Here is an 18,064-nt window from a genome sequence, read left to right on the forward strand (position 1 = left end):
TGTTGCCTACATGGATGTAGGTAAGGGGCGTGAGCAGGACGCGGAAGCTTTGCTCGGTTTTTACTTAGCCCACTAGGTTACAAACCTCGCGCCGTGATTAAATCGCCCCTAGTTTGAACAAATTTAATCCGCAAAGGTCAACAGACCCTAAAATAAAATGAATTTATTACTCAGCGGCAGGTCTCAATTGATTGATTTTACTTATAACAATTAAGAGACTGAAGAAAGTCAGTTTTTTCAGCGTTTTTTTCTCAAAACAACGATAACTTTTGGTATTATGATCATACTTTAAAAGCTCAAAGGTTAACTACTCATGTCAGGCCCGCGTTTATACACAGAAGAAGAAGCAACTCATCAAGCGTACGATATTTTTTTAGAGTTGGCACCAAGCAACCTGAATGAGCAAGACGTTGAAACTTTTAATCAATACAGAGAAGAACTTGGTTTTATTGAAGAGGGCGAGCCCGATGAGCAATGGCAGGATTTTGTTGCTCTAGAAGTTGAAGCTGATCATTTTTTGCAGGTGTTAGTAGGCTTAGAATTTGAAAATGACGATGTATTATTCGCTAAAATTTTAATTAGCCGTGATAAAGACGCGCCTTTTTGTCACATTTTATGGAAAGAGACTGAGTAACTCAGTTTTAGTTAAAGTTGTTTTATGATCACCTACAAGAGAGAGTGTTTTGCGTAAGTTTTTATTCTTAATTTTTTTAATGGTTTGCCGCCCAAGTTGGGCTGTCGATCCTTTTGAAGATTTTCATGAATACGGACAACTCTCGGATGAAGAAATTCATGATTTACATAAAGGCGAAATGCTTTACGGCGACACCGAATTTGGTTTTATATTAAGTAAAGGCAATACTAATTCGACCAGTTTTAAACTCAAAGGTAACCTTTATCAAGATTTTGAAAGCTGGCGTAATCAATTTAAAATAGATTCTTTATACAAACGCGATCATAACGATGACACCGGAAAGTCTGATGTGACCGCTAACCGGGTGTTTATATCAGCGCAAGGTAACTACAAAGTAGGCGTTAAGAATTCCTCATTTTTTATTTATGGCGATTACGAAGAAGATAAATTTAGCGGTCTAGCGTTTAAAAGTACTGTAGCAACAGGTTATGGTGCGCGCGTTTACCAAGGCGTTAAAAATAAAGTTGATATTGATATAGGACCTGGTTTGTATCGCTCTGTGGCTGAGGAGCAGTCTGATGTTAGCGAAGATGATAAAAACAAAGTAGGTTATTTAGTGCGCTTTGCTATGCAATGGGAGCGGTTGGTTTCTGAGCGAACGCGCTTTAACCAAGATGTAAGTATAGAGCAGTCTTTGTCGGGGCTTAATTCACGATTAAAATCAGAAACAGCCTTGATCAGCCAAGTAATTGGTGGGGTATCACTTAAGTTTGCTTATATGTATCGTTATAATTCCAAACCTGAAGAAAATAAGCTCAAGTTTGACTCAGAGCTCAGCGCAACATTAGTTTATAGCTTTTAAGTTGTTTTATTTTTAATCGTATCGTTATTTAATTTTGAGAGTGTTATGTATCAGCATAAGCAGTATGCGCTATTTATATTTTTTGTATTAGCCTGGATTGGTGGCTTTGTAGCCCTCGCCTGGAATTTAATTGGGGCTGATGGCCCACTTATGGTGTTTGCCGGTATTTTAGTGCTGGTGGGTTTTTTGTTTCATGGCTTAACCGTAAAAGTAAATGACACTCATATTAGTTGGGCATTTGGTCCTGGTGTTGCTGGGCAAAGTATTGCACTTGCAGATATTGCAGAAGCTAAAGCGGTGCAAAACTCGTATCGTCATGGGATTGGTATTCGTATTACCCACGATGGCTGGATATATACAGTGTCTGGTTTTAGTGCTATTCAACTTACCCTTAAAGATGGCACTTTATACAGAGTGGGTACTAATGATCAGCAAGGCTTACTCACAGCGCTTGAAGGTAAAATAGCACCTGCAGAAACACTTAAAGCAGCTACCGATGATGTTAAACCTGCTGCGGTTTAAATGTAATTAAATTGAGTTTAGTAACAAAAAAAGCGCCTTAGGCGCTTTTTTATTTGCTTAGGGCATTTTAGTGGTCGTGACCACAACCGCCTTCACCATGTACATGACCATGGCTTAGTTCTTCTTCGGTTGCATCGCGTACTTCTAAAATTTCTACATTAAAGTTAAGCGTAATACCAGCCAGTGGGTTATTACCATCTACAATAACTTCTTCGTCTTGAATGTCGATGATCATGACTGATTGATCGCCATCATCGGTTGATGCACGAAACTGCATACCCACTTCAATTTCCATGCCTTCAAACATTTCTTTAGGCACAGCTTGCATTAAGTTGTCACTACGTTCGCCGTAACCTTCATCAGGTTCAACTTTTACGCTTAACGTGTCGCCAGCTTGTTTGCCTTGCAGAGCATTTTCTAGGCCTGAAATTAGATAGCCGGTGCCAATAATAAAAATTAGTGGTTCGCCATCGAACGAGTTATCAATGGTATTGCCGTCATTATCTAATACCGAATAATGCATTTTTACCACTTTGTTTGCTGCAACGATCATAGTCAGTCCTATTTATTCATCTTCAAGAGAGTAGGGTAGAGGAAGAATGTTTAGCTCTACCGAAGGAGTGTGTTTTGCACGAAGTACCTGAGTAACATCAGTATCGTTTGGCAACACTACAAGGCCAGTAAGTGTTTTACTTTGTTCATTAAAGCTCTGGCTGATAAGTTTACCAGCGCGGCGCCAGTTTTCGCCTAGTTGTCTTTCTAGATCCAACTCAGTAAGTAACCCATCGCTTTGCCCTGAAACGATATACATAGCACGCTTATTTTTACCTAAGTATTTCATTCGCGCTACGGTTTCTTGCCCTGCGTAACAGCCTTTTTTAAAGCTAATGCCACCTATTGCTTGCAAGTTAACCATTTGCGGCACGTATTCACCAATCGCTTGCTCATTAAGCTGTGGCTCGCCGGCTAAAATAGCAGCTTGTTGCCATAGCATATCGTTTTCAAGCGTTACTACGTTATCAGGCAAGTTAAATTGCTCATCTACCATTAGTAAAAGTCGATTGCCGGTAAGCTTAAGAGCTTTACCATGGCTAAAATCGCATGCAGTGTCTTGCGCCGCAAATTCGATATTAAGTTGTGTGAGTAACTCAGTAAAGTCGTCGCTAATTAAGCCAATTAATCGCTGTGGTGCTACGTTAATGTCTACTTTAGCAAATACCGCATATTTTTTTAACTCGGCTAAAGAGCACTCTACTTCAGCCTTAGAGCCAATTAAATAGTAATGATCTTGATGAGAAAATAATTTAAACACGCCCCATAACTTACCTTTGGCGCTACAGTGCCCGGCCCAAAGATAATTGTTGTTGGTTAGCTTGTTGATATCCTGAGTGATTTGTCCGTGAAGATAAGATAATTTATCTGCGCCAGAGAAGCTAATAAGCTGATGAGATAAAGCACACGCATGAACAATCGACATAAACACCTTCTTTGACTATTTAATGAGGTAACATAATAACGTAGATACAACCTTGGGTACAGCAGCTAACTCTGTACGGGTTTTTATTATTTTAATAAGTGATTAAGAGCTGCTAAATTAATTGGTATTTGTTAAACTCAGGTCAATTAAATATGAGGTTTAAAATGACTGAAATTCATAGTAAAGCACGTATCCGTTGGGCTTGTCGCCGTGGCATGCTAGAGCTAGATGTATTGTTTATGCCCTTTGTAGAGGATGCTTTTGATTCACTTAGCGTTGAACAGCAAGCTATTTTTCAGCGTTTACTTACCGAAGAAGATCCTGACTTATTTGCTTGGTTTATGGGCCATAAAGAATGTAAAGATGAGCAGCTCAACAGCATGGTGCAACTTATTTTAGACCGAGTTCGTGTATAGGTTTACAGTTACAGCAAACAAAACAGACCATAAACCTATTGTGGTCTTTTTTTGTGTTTTAACATTATTGCTGTGCTTATTTTTAAGTTCACTTGAGGCAATAATTTTTTGCATAGTTGTTAACTTTGTAGCGGCCATACTTGTATGGCTAAAAATGCAGGCTGTACAGCCACTCGAAGGCGTTATTATTTTAGCCCCAAAGCAGTTTAGGTTTGAAAATAACACACGGTTAATTCAAGGCGAAATAAGTGCTAAAAGCCGCTTAATTGGCAATAGTGTTTGGCTTTATATTAAGGGTTTTAATAACAACTATTGGCTGATTATTACAGCCAATAGTGTTGATGTACAAAGCTATGCGCGCCTAAAACGCGCTACACTTAATGCAATTAACGCTGTGGAGTTAAAATAGTAGGTGTTGGATTAGCGTTTTGCTCTGGGTAATCAATAGTGTAGTGCAGGCCACGGCTTTCTTTACGCTCAAGTGCACTGCGAATAATTAGTTCGGCAACTTGTACCAAATTACGCAGCTCTAACAAGTTATTACTAACTCTAAAGTTAGCGTAATAGTCATGTATTTCCTGCTGTAACAACTCAACTCTATGTAGTGCACGCTCTAAGCGTTTGGTTGAGCGCACAATACCCACGTAGTCCCACATAAACAACCTTAGTTCATGCCAGTTGTGAGTAATCACTATTTCTTCATCTGAATTAGCTACGCGGCTTTCATCCCAGTGCGGCAGGTTAATGGGCTCTGGTGCATGTTCAATTTTGCTTAAAATGTCTTTTGCAGCCGCATGGGCAAACACAATACACTCTAGTAATGAGTTACTCGCCATACGATTAGCACCATGTAAGCCGGTATAAGCAACTTCACCTACTGCATATAAGTTATCTAAATCGGTTTTACCATTAAAGTCAGTCATTACTCCACCACAGGTATAATGCGCTGCAGGTACAACAGGAATAGGATCTTTGGTAATATCGAGCCCGACACTTAGACACTTTGCATATATAGTGGGGAAGTGCTCAATAATAAAATTTTTATCTTTGTGACTAATGTCTAAAAATACGCAATTGGCACCCAAACGTTTCATTTCAAAGTCGATAGCGCGAGCAACAATATCGCGAGGAGCAAGCTCTTCACGCTCATCAAACTCGTGCATAAATCGGCTGCCGTCGGGGCGTCTTAAATAAGCGCCTTCACCACGCATTGCTTCGGTAATTAAAAAGTTTTGTAATTCAGGGTGGTACAAACTGGTTGGATGAAACTGGTTAAATTCCATGTTCGCCACTCTACAACCCGCACGCCATGCCATAGCAATACCATCACCACTGGAAACATCAGGGTTTGAAGTATACAAATACACTTTACTAGCACCACCTGTAGCTAAAGCAACAAATTTAGCCGCAATTGTTTCTACTTTTTTGGCGTTTTTATTCCATACATACATGCCATTTATATGCGAGCTAGCTTTATTGCCGCTTTTATCTGTAATTAAATCAATGGCGTTGTAATGCTCTAACAGGGTGATGTTTTTGTGGGCTTGAACTTGGCTGATTAATGTAGTTTGTACGGCTTTACCAGTAGCGTCGGCGGCGTGTAAAATGCGTCGGTGGCTGTGGCCGCCTTCACGCGTTAAATGAAAACGCTCTTTACCATGGCTATCCAGCTCTATATCAAACGGTACGCCTTGATTAATTAACCATTGCAAACAATCGTGGGCATTACTAGCGGTATAGTGCACTGCTTCTTTGTCGCATAAGCCACCGCCCGCATCGAGCGTGTCTTGCACATGTGACTCTATACTGTCATGTTTCTTATCAAATACCGCGGCTATACCACCTTGGGCATAGAGTGTGGAACCTTCAGTGAGTGCTCCCTTACTGATTACGGTAACGTTACAATAGTTAGCTAAAGATAAGGCAAGTGATAAGCCCGCTGCGCCGCTACCGATAATAGCGACATCTGCAATGTGATGTTTATTTTGGTTCATGTCAGAGGTACTTTGCGGTTACAATGCCCATATAGAGCAATGTTTGTTTTCAATAGTGGTAGTTGTATCATATTTGCCATCATACCAAGTAGTAATTTTGGCTCTAACTACGGTTATTTACGACTATTTAATAAAAAAACAATATAAAGCAGAACTTTTTATTCATGTAAGAGTCAGAGTATCTGTGAACAATGGCGACACTATGAATGATAAGCAAAAATTAGACACAGGAGTACCGGCTCGAATGAGCGAGCAGGATCAAGATTTAGCGCTAGTAAAAAGGGTTCAGCAAGGAGATAAAAACGCCTTCAACCTATTAGTAAAGAAGTATCAAAACAAAATTGCCGGTTTGATCTCACGTTATGTGTCAAATCAGGGTGATATTGCAGATGTAGCACAAGAAGCGTTTATAAAAGCTTATCGTGCGCTTCCTAACTTCAGGGGCGATAGTGCCTTTTATACTTGGTTGTACCGTATTGCAGTAAATTGTGCTAAAAATTATTTAGTAGCTCAGGGGCGTAAACCGCCAGCAAGTGATATAGACGCACAAGATGCCGAATTTTATGACTGCGCGGACTCAATGCGTTCTAACGCATCTCCTGAAAATTTACTGCTGAGCGAAGAAGTACGCGCTGTTATTTTTAATACGATTGATAGTTTGCCTGAAGATCTTAAAACCGCAATCACCCTCAGAGAAATTGAAGGGATGAGCTATGAAGAAATAGCTGTGGTAATGGATTGCCCAGTCGGGACGGTACGTTCGCGTATATTTCGTGCCCGTGAAGCAATTGATAACAAATTAAACCCATTAATAGGCGAGTCTTAGTATGATAAAAGCACACGTTAACAGGTTAGATGACGAATCGTTATCTGCATTACTTGACGGCGAGCAACAACTAGCAGATGCAAAAATTGCAGAGCAAGACGTTGCTACCTTTGGCCGTTATGCGTTAATTGGTGATGCAATGCGAGCTCAAAAAGATCACAGCGATATTCATATTGATATTAGCAAGCGTGTTGCGTTAGCACTCGAAAGCGAACCAGTATATGCAGATTTCAGTCAGTCTAAAGCGCAATCTGCGCCGCAAAGTGATACTATAAACGACAATAAAGTTGTGGCATTTAATTGGCGCAAGCCAGTGGCACAACTTGCGATTGCAGCAAGTGTTGCTATGTTTGCTATTGTAGGCGTAAATATGTTGCCACAGGGCGATGGCGCGCAACAAAGCGAAATTCCATTGCTGCAAACAACACCTTTTACAGGTACTGCATCACCAGTGAGTTATTCATCGGAGCCCGCGCTTAAAAACGCAGAAAATGGTTTGCGTGAATTGCAGCAGCAACGTATTGGCGCACTTGTTTTAGAGCATCAACGCCAAGCTCGTGTTGCACATTCATTAGAGGCTGCGCAAACGGATGCAAAAAAACCAGAGGAAAACAACTAATTAAATGAAAGTAATTACTTTTATTCTGTCGCTGGCAATCAGCTTTAATACCTTTGCCAGCGACACCAATCCTGCCAAAGATTTACTGCTTAAAATGGCTAATGCCGTTCATACCCGTAACTTTGACGCCTCGTTTGTGGTTGTTAAAGGTAAAACCATGGAACCCTACCGTTGGTTACATGCAAAACAAGATGACATTGAGATAGAACACTTAAGTTTACTCAATGGCGCGGGCCTAGAAATGGTACGCGTTGACAACCAAGTTACTTATTTTGAGCCGCAATCAGAGCCTTATTCACTTACAACTGATTCAATTGCAGGGCCAATTCCTGAAGTACTGTTTAAAAACGTTGAGCGTTTAAGTGGCCATTATGACTTTGTACTTGGTGGAAAAGGGCGTATATCAGGACGAGCAGCTCAGTTAGTACGTATAGAATCTAAAGATGAAGACAAATATAACTACTGGATTTGGCTTGATATGGAATCCTCTTTATTACTAAAAGCGGCCTATGTTAATCATCAAGGCGAAGCTTTAGAGCAACTGCAACTTACCCACATAAGTGTTACAGAGCAGCCTGCTAGTATGTTGCTGGAAATACTTAATCGCAACTTTCCAACCCCGTTACCAAATAACTCACTCGAAACATTGGACAGTAATACGGCAAAAACGTGGAAAATAGACTGGTTGCCAGCAGGCTTTGAATTATTAAAATCAGACCGCCATAAATTAGATTTAAATAATGAATTAACCGACTACTATTTATTTTCAGATGGCTTTGTAGAAGTGTCGGTATTTATACAAAGACCTTTGCCGGGTAAGCGCTTAAGTGGCTCACTCACCTCTGGGGCAACCACAGTTTATGTGCACAACGGCGGTAATTTTGATGTTTCGGTGGTGGGTAATATTCCTAGTTTAACGGCCAAAAAAATTGCAGAGTCGGTGACCCGCGCATTATAAACGATTTATAAAGAGTTGTTATGATAGAACAAACCTTAAAAGTTGTGGCCCTTAGTGGCCACATTGCACATTTAGAGGCACAACAAAAACAAGCATGCGAAGGCTGTAATGGTCGTTGTGGATCGCAGGTGTTTAGTAAGTTATTTGGCAGTGCTAAAAAAACCTTTCCCTATAAATTTGACACGCCCGTAGTGGTGGGACAAAAAATCACCTTATCGCTTGATGACAGCCACGTTGTTAAACACGCCTTTACTGTATATATGTTGCCGCTATTTTTAAGCCTAGGCTTTGCGCTAGTTGCCGCTGAATTACTGTTAGTTTCCGAAGGATGGCAAATTTTAGCTGCTGCTTTGGGTGGCGGTATTGGCTTTTTAATGGCTAAAATGTGGGTTAAATCATTCAGGCATGATATCAAAGTGATAAAAATTCATCCAATTAGCCTTCCTTTAACTCAAATAGATGGTGATTGATGCCAATTAAATGTAAAATTGCCCGCTTACGCCACAACAACTTGAAAATATAAAAACAAATATTTTCAAGTTGTTTAGGTATATCTACTTAGTCCATTAAAATAGAGTTTAGAATCCATTTTATGAAGCATATCCGTAATTTTTCGATCATCGCCCACATTGACCATGGTAAATCGACCCTTTCAGATCGTTTGATCCAAGTTTGTGGTGGTTTAACCGACCGTGAAATGCAAAAACAGGTTTTGGATTCAATGGATATTGAGCGCGAACGTGGTATTACCATTAAAGCGCAAAGTGTAACCTTGAATTATAAAGCCAATGACGGCGAGATCTACCAGCTTAACTTTATCGACACCCCAGGGCATGTTGATTTTACTTATGAAGTATCACGCTCATTAGCAGCATGTGAAGGTGCGTTACTCGTTGTAGATGCTGGTCAAGGTGTTGAAGCACAAACACTGGCAAATTGTTACACTGCCATTGAAATGAACTTAGAAGTTATTCCTGTACTTAATAAAATAGATTTACCACAAGCCGATCCGCTTCGTGTGGCTGAAGAAATTGAAGATATTATTGGTATTGATGCCCTAGATGCTGTGCAATGTAGCGCTAAAACTGGCGTTGGTATTGCCGAAGTACTTGAAATGATAGTTAAAGATATACCGCCACCGGTTGGCGATAAAGATGCTCCTCTTCAAGCACTTATAATTGACTCATGGTTTGACCCATACCAAGGTGTTGTATCATTAGTGCGCATTAAGCACGGTGAACTGCGCGCGGGCGACAAAATTAAAATCATGTCGAACGATCACGTACACACAGCCGATCAGGTAGGTGTATTTACACCAAAGCAAACTAACACAGGTATTTTAAGAACCGGTGAAGTAGGCTTTGTAATTGCTGGTATTAAAGAAATACATGGTGCACCTGTTGGCGATACTATCACTCATCAAAAAAATGCGGCACCATTGCGTTTACCTGGTTTTCAAAAAATAAAACCACAAGTGTATGCAGGTATGTTCCCAATTGCTTCTGATGAATATGAATCGTTTCGTGATGCGCTTAATAAATTAAGCTTAAACGATGCGTCGTTATTTTTCGAACCAGAGAACTCAACAGCACTTGGTTTTGGTTTTCGTTGTGGCTTTTTAGGCATGCTACACATGGAAATTATTCAAGAGCGTTTAGAACGTGAATACGATATTGATTTAATTACCACAGCACCAACCGTAATTTATGAAGTAGTGACTAAAAAAGACGGGACTTTCCAAATTGATAACCCATCTGATTTACCTGCGGTAAACGATATTTTAGAAATTCGTGAACCGATTGTAGAAGCCAATATTTTAGTGCCGCAAGAATACTTAGGCAGTGTTATTACCTTGTGTGTTGATAAGCGTGGCATGCAAACTAAAATGTCATATCATGGTAAGCAAGTTGCGGTAACTTACGAACTGCCTATGGCAGAAGTAGTTATGGACTTTTTTGATAAGTTAAAATCAACCAGTCGTGGCTTTGCGTCGCTTGATTACAACTTTAAGCATTTCCAAACATCAGACATGGTACGTGTTGATATTTTAATCAACTCAGAGCGCGTCGACGCGCTGGCGATCATTGCTCACCGCGATAGTGCGCAATCACGTGGTCGCCAATTAGCCGATGCACTAAAAGAGCTAATTCCACGTCAAATGTTTGATATTGCGATTCAAGCAGCTATTGGCGGACATGTTATTGCCCGTACTACGATAAAACAGATGCGTAAAAACGTAATTGCTAAGTGTTACGGCGGTGACGTGAGTCGTAAGAAAAAGCTACTTAAAAAGCAAAAAGATGGTAAAAAACGCATGAAGCAAGTAGGTAACGTTGAAGTGCCTCAAGAAGCGTTTTTAGCTATTTTAAAAGTTGGTAAATAAAAACAAAGGATTATAAATGGCTGGCTATTTTTCAGTTTTATTGGTGCTATTAACCTTAGGCTCAGGTCTAATATGGTTAATAGACCACTTAATGTTTGCGCCGAAACGAAATGCGCATTTGGCTATGGCAGAGGCTTCTGCTGGTGGTAAATTAGATGAAGAAACTGCCGCATTAATCGCACCAGAGCCTATGCTTACTGAAACAGCAAAGTCGATTTTTCCGATGATTGCTGCTATCACTATATTTAGATCGTTTATGTTTGAACCGTTTCAAATACCTTCAGGTTCAATGATGCCTACTTTATTAGTAGGAGATTTTATTTTAGTGCAAAAGTATTCGTACGGGATTAAAGACCCTGTATGGCGCAGCCAATTAGTTGATGTAGGTGAGCCTGAGCGTGGTGATATTATTGTTTTTAAATACCCGCTAGACGAAAAGGTCGATTTTATTAAACGCACAATAGGCTTGCCTGGCGATAAAATTGTTTATCGTGATAAGCGTTTATATATTCAACCAAATTGTAAAGCTGGTGAAACCCAGCAGGGTGAGCTGCTTTGTAATGAATTTAATAAAATTGATTTTAAATTAATTAATGATGACGAATTTAAGCAAGGCTCAATGGCATTAGCGCGTTTAAATGAAAACTTAACTACGTTAAACCATGATATTTTAATTAACCCTCAGGCGCCTGAACGTAAAGGGCGTTATTATCAGCAACCAGGTACACCTACCGATGAATGGGTTGTTCCTGCTGATCATTATTTTATGATGGGTGATAATCGCGATAACAGCCAAGATAGTCGCTTTTGGGGTTTTGTGCCAAAAGAAAACTTGGTGGGTAAAGCTGTCTTTATATGGATGAGTTTTGAATTTGATAATGGCCCAGATGACATTTTACCAGGATGGGTTCCAACTGGTGTTCGTTTTGAACGCCTAGGTAATATTCAATAGCAATGAAAAAAAATGTAACAGAACTATACAAAACAATAGACTACATCTTTGCAGATCAAGGCTTGCTTGAGCAAGCAATGACGCATCGTAGTCATAAAGGTCAGCATAACGAGCGACTAGAGTTTTTAGGCGATTCAATTTTAAGCTTTGTGATTGCAAATGCGCTGTATGCTAAATTTCCTAAAGCGCGTGAAGGCGATTTAAGCCGTATGCGCTCTACCTTAGTGCGTGGTCAAACATTGGCTGAATTTGGCTTAGAGTTTGGCTTAGGGGATTATTTACGCTTAGGTCCAGGCGAGCTAAAAAGTGGCGGCTTTCGTCGCGAGTCAACACTTGCCGATGCCGTAGAGGCGATTATTGGCGCTGTGTTTTTAGATTCGGATATTGAACGCTGTGGCGAATTAATTTTATCTTGGTATGAAGAGCGTTTAAATGCTATTTCACCAGGGCTTAATCAAAAAGATCCTAAGACCCTGCTGCAAGAGCATTTGCAAGCTCGTAAACTATCGTTACCGGGCTATACAGTTGTTGATACAAAAGGCCAGGCACACAATCAAACATTCACGGTTGAATGTATTGTTGATGGCATGGATAGCATTATTTCTGTTGGTAGCTCGCGTCGTAAAGCCGAACAAAAAGCTGCTGAAAAAGCATTGAAGATACTTAAAAATGAACCTTGATACCTTAATACAACCACACGATGGCGATATAGATACGTTTTGCGGCATGATCGCAATAGTAGGGCGACCTAACGTAGGTAAATCTACTTTACTTAATAAAATTATTGAGCAAAAGGTTAGTATTACCTCACGTAAGCCACAAACCACACGCCACCGTATTATGGGTATTCATACCGAAGGTAATCATCAAGCTGTTTATGTTGATACACCTGGCCTACACGTTGAAGAAAAACGTGCTATTAACCGCTTAATGAACCGCGCAGCATCAAGTTCAATTGGTGATGTAGAGCTTATTATATTTGTAGTTGAAGGCACCCACTGGAATGCCGATGACGACATGGTACTTAATAAAGTATCGCAAAGTGGTAAGCCGGTATTATTGGTGATCAATAAAATAGATTTAGTAAAAGATCGCGACCTAGTACTGCCTCATATGAAGTGGTTAGGCGACAAGTTTGACTTTATTGGTATTATGCCAGTGTCGGCTGAGCAAGGTAAAAATATCGACTTGATCAAAGCTGAAGTAACTAAACGCCTTCAGCCAAGTGAATTTTATTTTCCAGAAGACTACGTAACCGACCGTTCAATGCGCTTTATGGCAGCAGAAACCATTCGTGAAAAGCTAATGCGTTTTATGGGCGAGGAGCTACCGTATTCTGTTACTGTTGAAATAGAGCAGTTTAAATGGCAAGAAAACGGTATTTGGCATATCAATGGTTTAATACTCGTTGAGCGCGAAACACAAAAGCGTATGGTGATTGGTAATAAAGGCGAAAAGCTAAAAACCATTGGTCGCGAAGCACGTAAAGATCTTGAAGAAATGCTCGATAATAAAGTGTTTTTAGAGCTTTGGGTTAAAGTTAAATCGGGTTGGGCTGATGACGAGCGCGCATTAAGAAGCCTAGGTTATGGTGAAGACTAATAATCTGCTAGCAGTTTAAATTATGGATAGCGACTTCTACAGAGCGTATTTATTACATCGGCGTCCTTATAGTGACTCCCAAGTAATGCTTGATATGCTAGTAGAAGGCGTTGGCCAACTTAGAATGCTAGCCCGTATTAGTGGCCGCCAGGCCACTAAACATAAAGCGCAATTACAACCTTTCCAAGCCTTGTTGGTACATTACAACGGCAAGTACGATTTAAAATACATCAACAAATTTGAACTGCACGGAACGCCACTTTTTTTAAAAGGTGATGAGCTTTATTGCGGCTTTTATTTAAATGAATTAACTAATCGAATTGTGCCAATTAATGAACCGATTGATCAGGTTTTTCAGCTTTATAATACGCACTTAAAAAACCTTAATAGCGGTGCTAATTTACAAGCAGTACTGCGTTCTTACGAATTTCAACTATTAGAACTATTAGGTTATGGCGTCGATTTTAGTTTTGACGCCAGCGGTGAACCCATAGATGAAAAGCGAACGTATAGCTATTTTGCAGAAGTTGGCTTTTTAGTACAAGACGATCCGCGCTCTGGATTTAGCGGTTTGCAACTTAATGCCATAGCTAATCATGACTTTAGCCAAGCAGATGTGTTATATATGGCAAAGCAATTAAGCCGCTACTTATTAAAGCCACTACTTGGTAATAAACCATTAAAAAGTCGTGAGTTATTTGCGGCCTCTCAATAAACGTAATTTTACAGGTAAAATAATGAAAGATATTCTTTTGGGTGTAAACGTTGATCATATTGCAACACTTCGCCAAGCACGTGGCACTAGCTACCCTGATCCAGCACATGCAGCAAGTGTAGCTGAGCATGCAGGAGCCGACGGTATCACTATTCATTTACGTGAAGATCGCCGTCATATTCAAGACCGTGACGTGTATGTAATGGCTAAAACCATACAAACACGCATGAACCTTGAAACAGCCGTAACCGATGAAATGATCAATATTGCACTTGAGGTAAAACCTGAGTACGTATGCCTAGTGCCAGAAAAACGCGAAGAGCTAACCACCGAAGGCGGACTTGATGTGGCGGGTAATCTTGAAAAAATTACCGCAGCAACAAAAACCTTGAGCGACGCAGGTATTAAAGTTTCGTTATTTATTGATGCCGATAAAGCGCAGCTAGATGCAGCTAAAGCAACAGGCGCTCCGTATGTTGAAATTCATACCGGTGCTTATGCAGATGCTACAACAGATGAGGCAATAAGCAAAGAGCTTGAACATATTCGCCAAGGCGTTAAATACGCAGCCAGTATTGGCTTAATTGTCAATGCGGGCCATGGTTTGCATTACCATAATGTAAAACCAATTGCCGCAATGGAAGAAATTTATGAGCTTAATATTGGTCACGCCATTATTGCTCGCGCCGCCATTGATGGGCTAGATAAAGCCGTACGCGATATGAAACGCTTAATGCTTGAAGCGCGTGCCTAAAGCCTCGCTTTAAATAAGCTACTTGAAGCTTCTTGCTACTTAGTACTATTAGGTGCATGAAGCTTCGGGTTTTGAGCCTCGCTATTATGTAAATTACCAACTAGCTTGGTTGAGTATTATTAAAGCTAATAAAAGCTATGAATATACTGCCAAAATAGCGCCACTTGGGTCGCGAATAATAAAATAGCTTTCGCCACCATATTCAGTCGGCCCTTTAATAATTTCACCTCCTAACTCCAGCGTTTTTTGTGCGCTAAGCTGAGCATTTTCTACGCGAACATACATTAACCACTGTGCTGGTAAGTCGGCGTTATCGCCCTTTGCATGGCAAATGCCTGCTATTGTCCCTTGTGCGTTATTCATATTAAAATCATTGTAACTGCCCATATCTACAGGCTCTTTTTGCCAACCAACAACGTGTGCATAAAAGTCGCTGATTTGTTGTGCATCAGCCACAGTAAGATCGCGCCATTCAATACTACCAATTACCTTGTTATTGCTCATAAAGTCTCTTCCTATTTATTGTACTGATGGCGCAATAGCTATCGTATTATAGTTTCGAGCCTTTAATTTTTAGCATCAAGTAGTAAGTTCTCTAGCTCGTCTTGTAGTTCAAATAACTCAGGTTCAATAGTGGCTAATACGCAGTTACTTTTTAACGCGGTTTCGATTGTTTCGGCCAGCGACTTTAATTTAGGTACGCCAGTGTAGCAACACGCCCCATGTAATTTATGAATAATGCTCAGTACCTGTTTGCAGTCTTCATCGGCAATAGCTTGCGCTAATAAGCTAAGTGTTTCGGGCACGCTGAGAAGTAACATATTGAGCATTTCTAATGCCAGTTCACTTTTACCGCCTGCATGTTGCAGTGCTATGCCCCAATCAAGGCGCACACTGTTAAAGGGGGGCGGACTTTGTGGCATATTTTTTAGTTTATCGCGGCTAACCGGTAGTTGTGGGCTGTGATCGCAAATAATTTGATTGAGCATGTCCTCATCAATCGGTTTAGTTAAATAGCCTTCAAAACCGTCTTTTAATAACTGCTCTTTTTCGCTATGCAGTGCATGTGCGGTCACTGCAATTATTGGAGTATCTTCGTTTAATGATGATTCTTTAATTAACTTACAGGCAGTAATACCATCCATAATTGGCATTTGTATGTCCATAAATATTACGTCGTACTTGTGGCTTTTACTCAAACTGTAAGCTTGCGAGCCATTGTGCGCAGTGTCTATTAGCTCAACCTGCTCATTAAGTAAGGTATAAATTAATTTTAAGTTAGCGTCATTATCGTCAACTACTAATACTTTTAACGGCAAGAGTGTTTGCTCATTTTGCTCAATGTTGTGCACCGGGTGATCTAATCGATACGGCGCGGCAAGTAGTTCACACAATTTACGATGGTTAAGCGGTTTACTTAAGCAGGCATCAGCGCCGCTGCCAATAAAGGCTTCACGCATACTATGCGATACCGTGTTGAGCATTAAATATAAATAGTCGGTTGATTCACGCACCGCTTTTACATGAGCCTTTAAACGCTGCATATCGTTAACCGAGGCCATATCACCAATGATACAAATATCATATTGCTGCTCTTTATTGTCGATTGCTGCTAAAAATTCTGCATCGCTAAAGCAGCCGGTCACACTTATTTGCCATTCGTTAAGCAAAGATAAAACAGCATGATGGGTGTGCTCGTGTGGCTCTAAATATAAAACATGCTTACCGAGCAAAGATTTAGTTGGTAAGTCACTGGCAAACACATGATTAGGCAGTCTAAATACGCCATTAAAGGTAAAGCAGGTGCCATTACCAGGGGCTGAGTTAAGTGTAATTTTACCACTCATGGCCTCTACAATATGCTTGGTGATAATTAGCCCCAAGCCAGTGCCACCAAATTTACGGGTAATACTTGAATCGGCTTGGCCAAAGGCGGTAAATAATGCATCTTGCTTATCAACAGGAATACCTACGCCGGTATCGGCCACTGAGACTAAAATAGAGGTGCGCTCATCATCGAGTAGTCTATGGCTAATGTCGACTTTTATAGCGCCTTTTTCGGTAAACTTAATTGCGTTACTTAATAAATTAATTAAAACTTGTTTTAATCGCGTAGGATCACCGGTTAGGTGATCGGGCACTTGCGGGCTAATATAAATAGACAGCTCAAGCTGCTTATCATGGGCGCTTGGGGCTAACAGCGTCATTACTTCGTTAACGGTATCGCGCAACTGAAACTGAATAGACTCAAGTTCCATAGCGCCTGCTTCTAATTTTGAAAAGTCTAATATATCGCTAATAATGGTCATTAAACTATTAGCCGACAGTTCAATGGTATCTAAGTAATCTTTTTGGTTTTTATTTAATGGCGTTTTATGCAGCTGACGCGTAAAACCAATCACGCCATTTAAAGGGGTGCGTAGCTCATGACTCATTTTTGCCAAAAAGTCAGATTTAACCCGGTTGGCATCTTGGGCTTCTTTTTTGGCCATAGTGAGCTGAATATTTTGCGTTTCGTACTGCTCTAGTGTTTCGCGGTAATCACTGGTGGCTTGATCAATGTTTTTTTGCATTTCATCTTTTTGCATCACCATAGAGTAAGAAATAGTATTTAACCCTTCGCGGAGCAACTCAAACTCACCAACCATAGATTCGTTTAAACCAGTTTCTCTTTTACCTTCCACGAGCCTATCGGTTGCCAGTACTAATTTATTAAGAGGGCTCATAAACATATGGCTAAGTTTAAGTGCTAAAATAGCGGCCAAGACCAAGGCTAGTATAATAACAATACCACTGACCAGTAAGGCCCTTTGCTGACCAATAACTGCTTGATCTCTATTTAACTGTAATACTACAGTTCCTAGTGAGGTTTGAAATATCGATTTATCCCATTTTGTATCAGGACTTGTGTGATTAATAATGGGTGTAAAAAAGGTAATTAAATCATCTGTTTTATGAACTTGAGTGGCATTAAGATTATTTAGTTGCTCGTTGTTGAGCAAGTCATCAAACGAGCGATGATAGTTACTGGTTATTATTAGCTTATTATTGTCGTCAAATAATGCAATCGCTTTTACTACTGGGGAGTGCTTATTGTGGGTATAGCTAATGACACGATTTAGTAGTTGTTTGTTTTTTTCAAGTAATGGCTGCTCAAGTGCAATAGCAAGGGGCTCTGAAATAGTAGTCCCTTGTTGATATAAAATTTCATCAAGCTCAATGTAACGATTTATTGTAAAATAACCACCGAGTAACAATCCAATGATCACCGTGGGGATCAGAGTGAGTGTTAAAACAGAATCGCGTAAGCCTAATTTAGTCATATTGGGAGCGTTATTATTGTTATCAGC

General features: G+C 40.2%; 20 protein-coding genes. 15 read left to right on the forward strand and 5 right to left on the reverse strand.

What is annotated here, in order from left to right; translation table 11 throughout:
- Window positions 1–313 precede the first annotated feature (313 nt).
- From H5058_RS02080 to H5058_RS02090, 3 genes are all read left to right on the forward strand, one after another.
- A complete protein-coding gene (locus tag H5058_RS02080) occupies window positions 314–634 on the forward strand; it encodes an HI1450 family dsDNA-mimic protein (RefSeq protein ID WP_011327414.1) in 321 nt (106 codons plus the stop codon).
- Window positions 635–713: 79 nt separating this feature from the next.
- Complete coding sequence (locus H5058_RS02085) at window positions 714–1,496, forward strand: DUF481 domain-containing protein (protein ID WP_086995029.1); 783 nt, start codon at window positions 714–716, stop codon at window positions 1,494–1,496.
- Between the two features lie 45 nt (window positions 1,497–1,541).
- Window positions 1,542–2,018 (forward strand): hypothetical protein, encoded by a 477-nt coding sequence (locus H5058_RS02090; RefSeq protein ID WP_179807074.1) that lies wholly within the window; start codon window positions 1,542–1,544, stop codon window positions 2,016–2,018.
- A 67-nt stretch (window positions 2,019–2,085) separates the two neighbouring features.
- Here H5058_RS02090 and H5058_RS02095 read toward each other — a convergent pair whose 3' ends face one another.
- Together H5058_RS02095 and ygfZ are read right to left on the reverse strand one after the other, a co-directional pair.
- Entirely contained in the window at window positions 2,086–2,571 is a 486-nt protein-coding gene (locus H5058_RS02095; protein WP_011327417.1) for a peptidylprolyl isomerase, read from the reverse strand.
- A 12-nt stretch (window positions 2,572–2,583) separates the two neighbouring features.
- Window positions 2,584–3,495, reverse strand: coding sequence for a tRNA-modifying protein YgfZ (ygfZ, locus tag H5058_RS02100; RefSeq protein ID WP_089367843.1), 912 nt, complete (start codon window positions 3,493–3,495; stop codon window positions 2,584–2,586).
- 164 nt (window positions 3,496–3,659) lie between these two features.
- Here ygfZ and H5058_RS02105 point away from each other — a divergent pair, with 164 nt between their 5' ends.
- A complete protein-coding gene (locus tag H5058_RS02105; protein ID WP_011327419.1) occupies window positions 3,660–3,911 on the forward strand; it encodes a succinate dehydrogenase assembly factor 2 in 252 nt (83 codons plus the stop codon).
- 40 nt (window positions 3,912–3,951) lie between these two features.
- Complete coding sequence (locus H5058_RS02110; protein WP_179807123.1) at window positions 3,952–4,320, forward strand: hypothetical protein; 369 nt, start codon at window positions 3,952–3,954, stop codon at window positions 4,318–4,320.
- On the opposite strand, the gene nadB is transcribed toward H5058_RS02110, so the two are convergent.
- Complete coding sequence (gene nadB / locus H5058_RS02115) at window positions 4,298–5,905, reverse strand: L-aspartate oxidase (protein ID WP_179807075.1); 1,608 nt, start codon at window positions 5,903–5,905, stop codon at window positions 4,298–4,300. The two genes, H5058_RS02110 and nadB, sit on opposite strands and share 23 nt — an antisense overlap.
- 244 nt (window positions 5,906–6,149) lie before the next feature.
- On the opposite strand from nadB, the gene rpoE reads away from it, so the two are divergent.
- From rpoE to pdxJ, 10 genes are all read left to right on the forward strand, one after another.
- Window positions 6,150–6,731: an RNA polymerase sigma factor RpoE gene (gene rpoE, locus H5058_RS02120; RefSeq protein ID WP_011327422.1), complete on the forward strand. Its 582-nt coding sequence runs from the start codon at window positions 6,150–6,152 to the stop codon at window positions 6,729–6,731.
- Window position 6,732: 1 nt separating this feature from the next.
- Window positions 6,733–7,350 (forward strand): sigma-E factor negative regulatory protein, encoded by a 618-nt coding sequence (locus tag H5058_RS02125; RefSeq protein ID WP_011327423.1) that lies wholly within the window; start codon window positions 6,733–6,735, stop codon window positions 7,348–7,350.
- Between the two features lie 4 nt (window positions 7,351–7,354).
- On the forward strand, window positions 7,355–8,308 hold the full coding sequence (locus H5058_RS02130) for a MucB/RseB C-terminal domain-containing protein (RefSeq protein ID WP_011327424.1): 954 nt from the start codon (window positions 7,355–7,357) through the stop codon (window positions 8,306–8,308).
- 20 nt (window positions 8,309–8,328) lie between these two features.
- Window positions 8,329–8,778, forward strand: a complete 450-nt coding sequence (locus H5058_RS02135; RefSeq protein ID WP_182676730.1) for a SoxR reducing system RseC family protein — start codon at window positions 8,329–8,331, stop codon at window positions 8,776–8,778.
- Between the two features lie 122 nt (window positions 8,779–8,900).
- Window positions 8,901–10,691, forward strand: a complete 1,791-nt coding sequence (gene lepA / locus H5058_RS02140) for a translation elongation factor 4 (RefSeq protein ID WP_086995043.1) — start codon at window positions 8,901–8,903, stop codon at window positions 10,689–10,691.
- 16 nt (window positions 10,692–10,707) lie between these two features.
- On the forward strand, window positions 10,708–11,643 hold the full coding sequence (gene lepB / locus H5058_RS02145; protein WP_011327427.1) for a signal peptidase I: 936 nt from the start codon (window positions 10,708–10,710) through the stop codon (window positions 11,641–11,643).
- A gap of 2 nt (window positions 11,644–11,645) precedes the next feature.
- Window positions 11,646–12,323 carry a ribonuclease III gene (gene rnc / locus H5058_RS02150; RefSeq protein WP_041454353.1) on the forward strand — a complete coding sequence of 226 codons (678 nt, stop codon included), beginning with the start codon at window positions 11,646–11,648 and terminating at the stop codon, window positions 12,321–12,323.
- On the forward strand, window positions 12,313–13,245 hold the full coding sequence (gene era, locus H5058_RS02155; protein WP_182676732.1) for a GTPase Era: 933 nt from the start codon (window positions 12,313–12,315) through the stop codon (window positions 13,243–13,245). Before rnc ends, era begins: the two co-directional genes overlap by 11 nt.
- Window positions 13,246–13,267: 22 nt before the next feature.
- Window positions 13,268–13,960: a DNA repair protein RecO gene (gene recO / locus H5058_RS02160; protein WP_011327430.1), complete on the forward strand. Its 693-nt coding sequence runs from the start codon at window positions 13,268–13,270 to the stop codon at window positions 13,958–13,960.
- A gap of 22 nt (window positions 13,961–13,982) precedes the next feature.
- On the forward strand, window positions 13,983–14,714 hold the full coding sequence (gene pdxJ / locus H5058_RS02165; RefSeq protein WP_011327431.1) for a pyridoxine 5'-phosphate synthase: 732 nt from the start codon (window positions 13,983–13,985) through the stop codon (window positions 14,712–14,714).
- A gap of 135 nt (window positions 14,715–14,849) precedes the next feature.
- On the opposite strand, the gene H5058_RS02170 is transcribed toward pdxJ, so the two are convergent.
- Window positions 14,850–15,218 (reverse strand): VOC family protein, encoded by a 369-nt coding sequence (locus tag H5058_RS02170; protein WP_086995046.1) that lies wholly within the window; start codon window positions 15,216–15,218, stop codon window positions 14,850–14,852.
- A gap of 62 nt (window positions 15,219–15,280) precedes the next feature.
- Window positions 15,281–18,037, reverse strand: a complete 2,757-nt coding sequence (gene barA / locus H5058_RS02175) for a two-component sensor histidine kinase BarA (RefSeq protein WP_182676734.1) — start codon at window positions 18,035–18,037, stop codon at window positions 15,281–15,283.
- Between the last annotated feature and the right edge of the window lie 27 nt (window positions 18,038–18,064).

The sequence above is a fragment of the Pseudoalteromonas sp. SR45-4 genome (assembly GCF_014163535.1).
Lineage (GTDB): Bacteria > Pseudomonadota > Gammaproteobacteria > Enterobacterales > Alteromonadaceae > Pseudoalteromonas > Pseudoalteromonas nigrifaciens.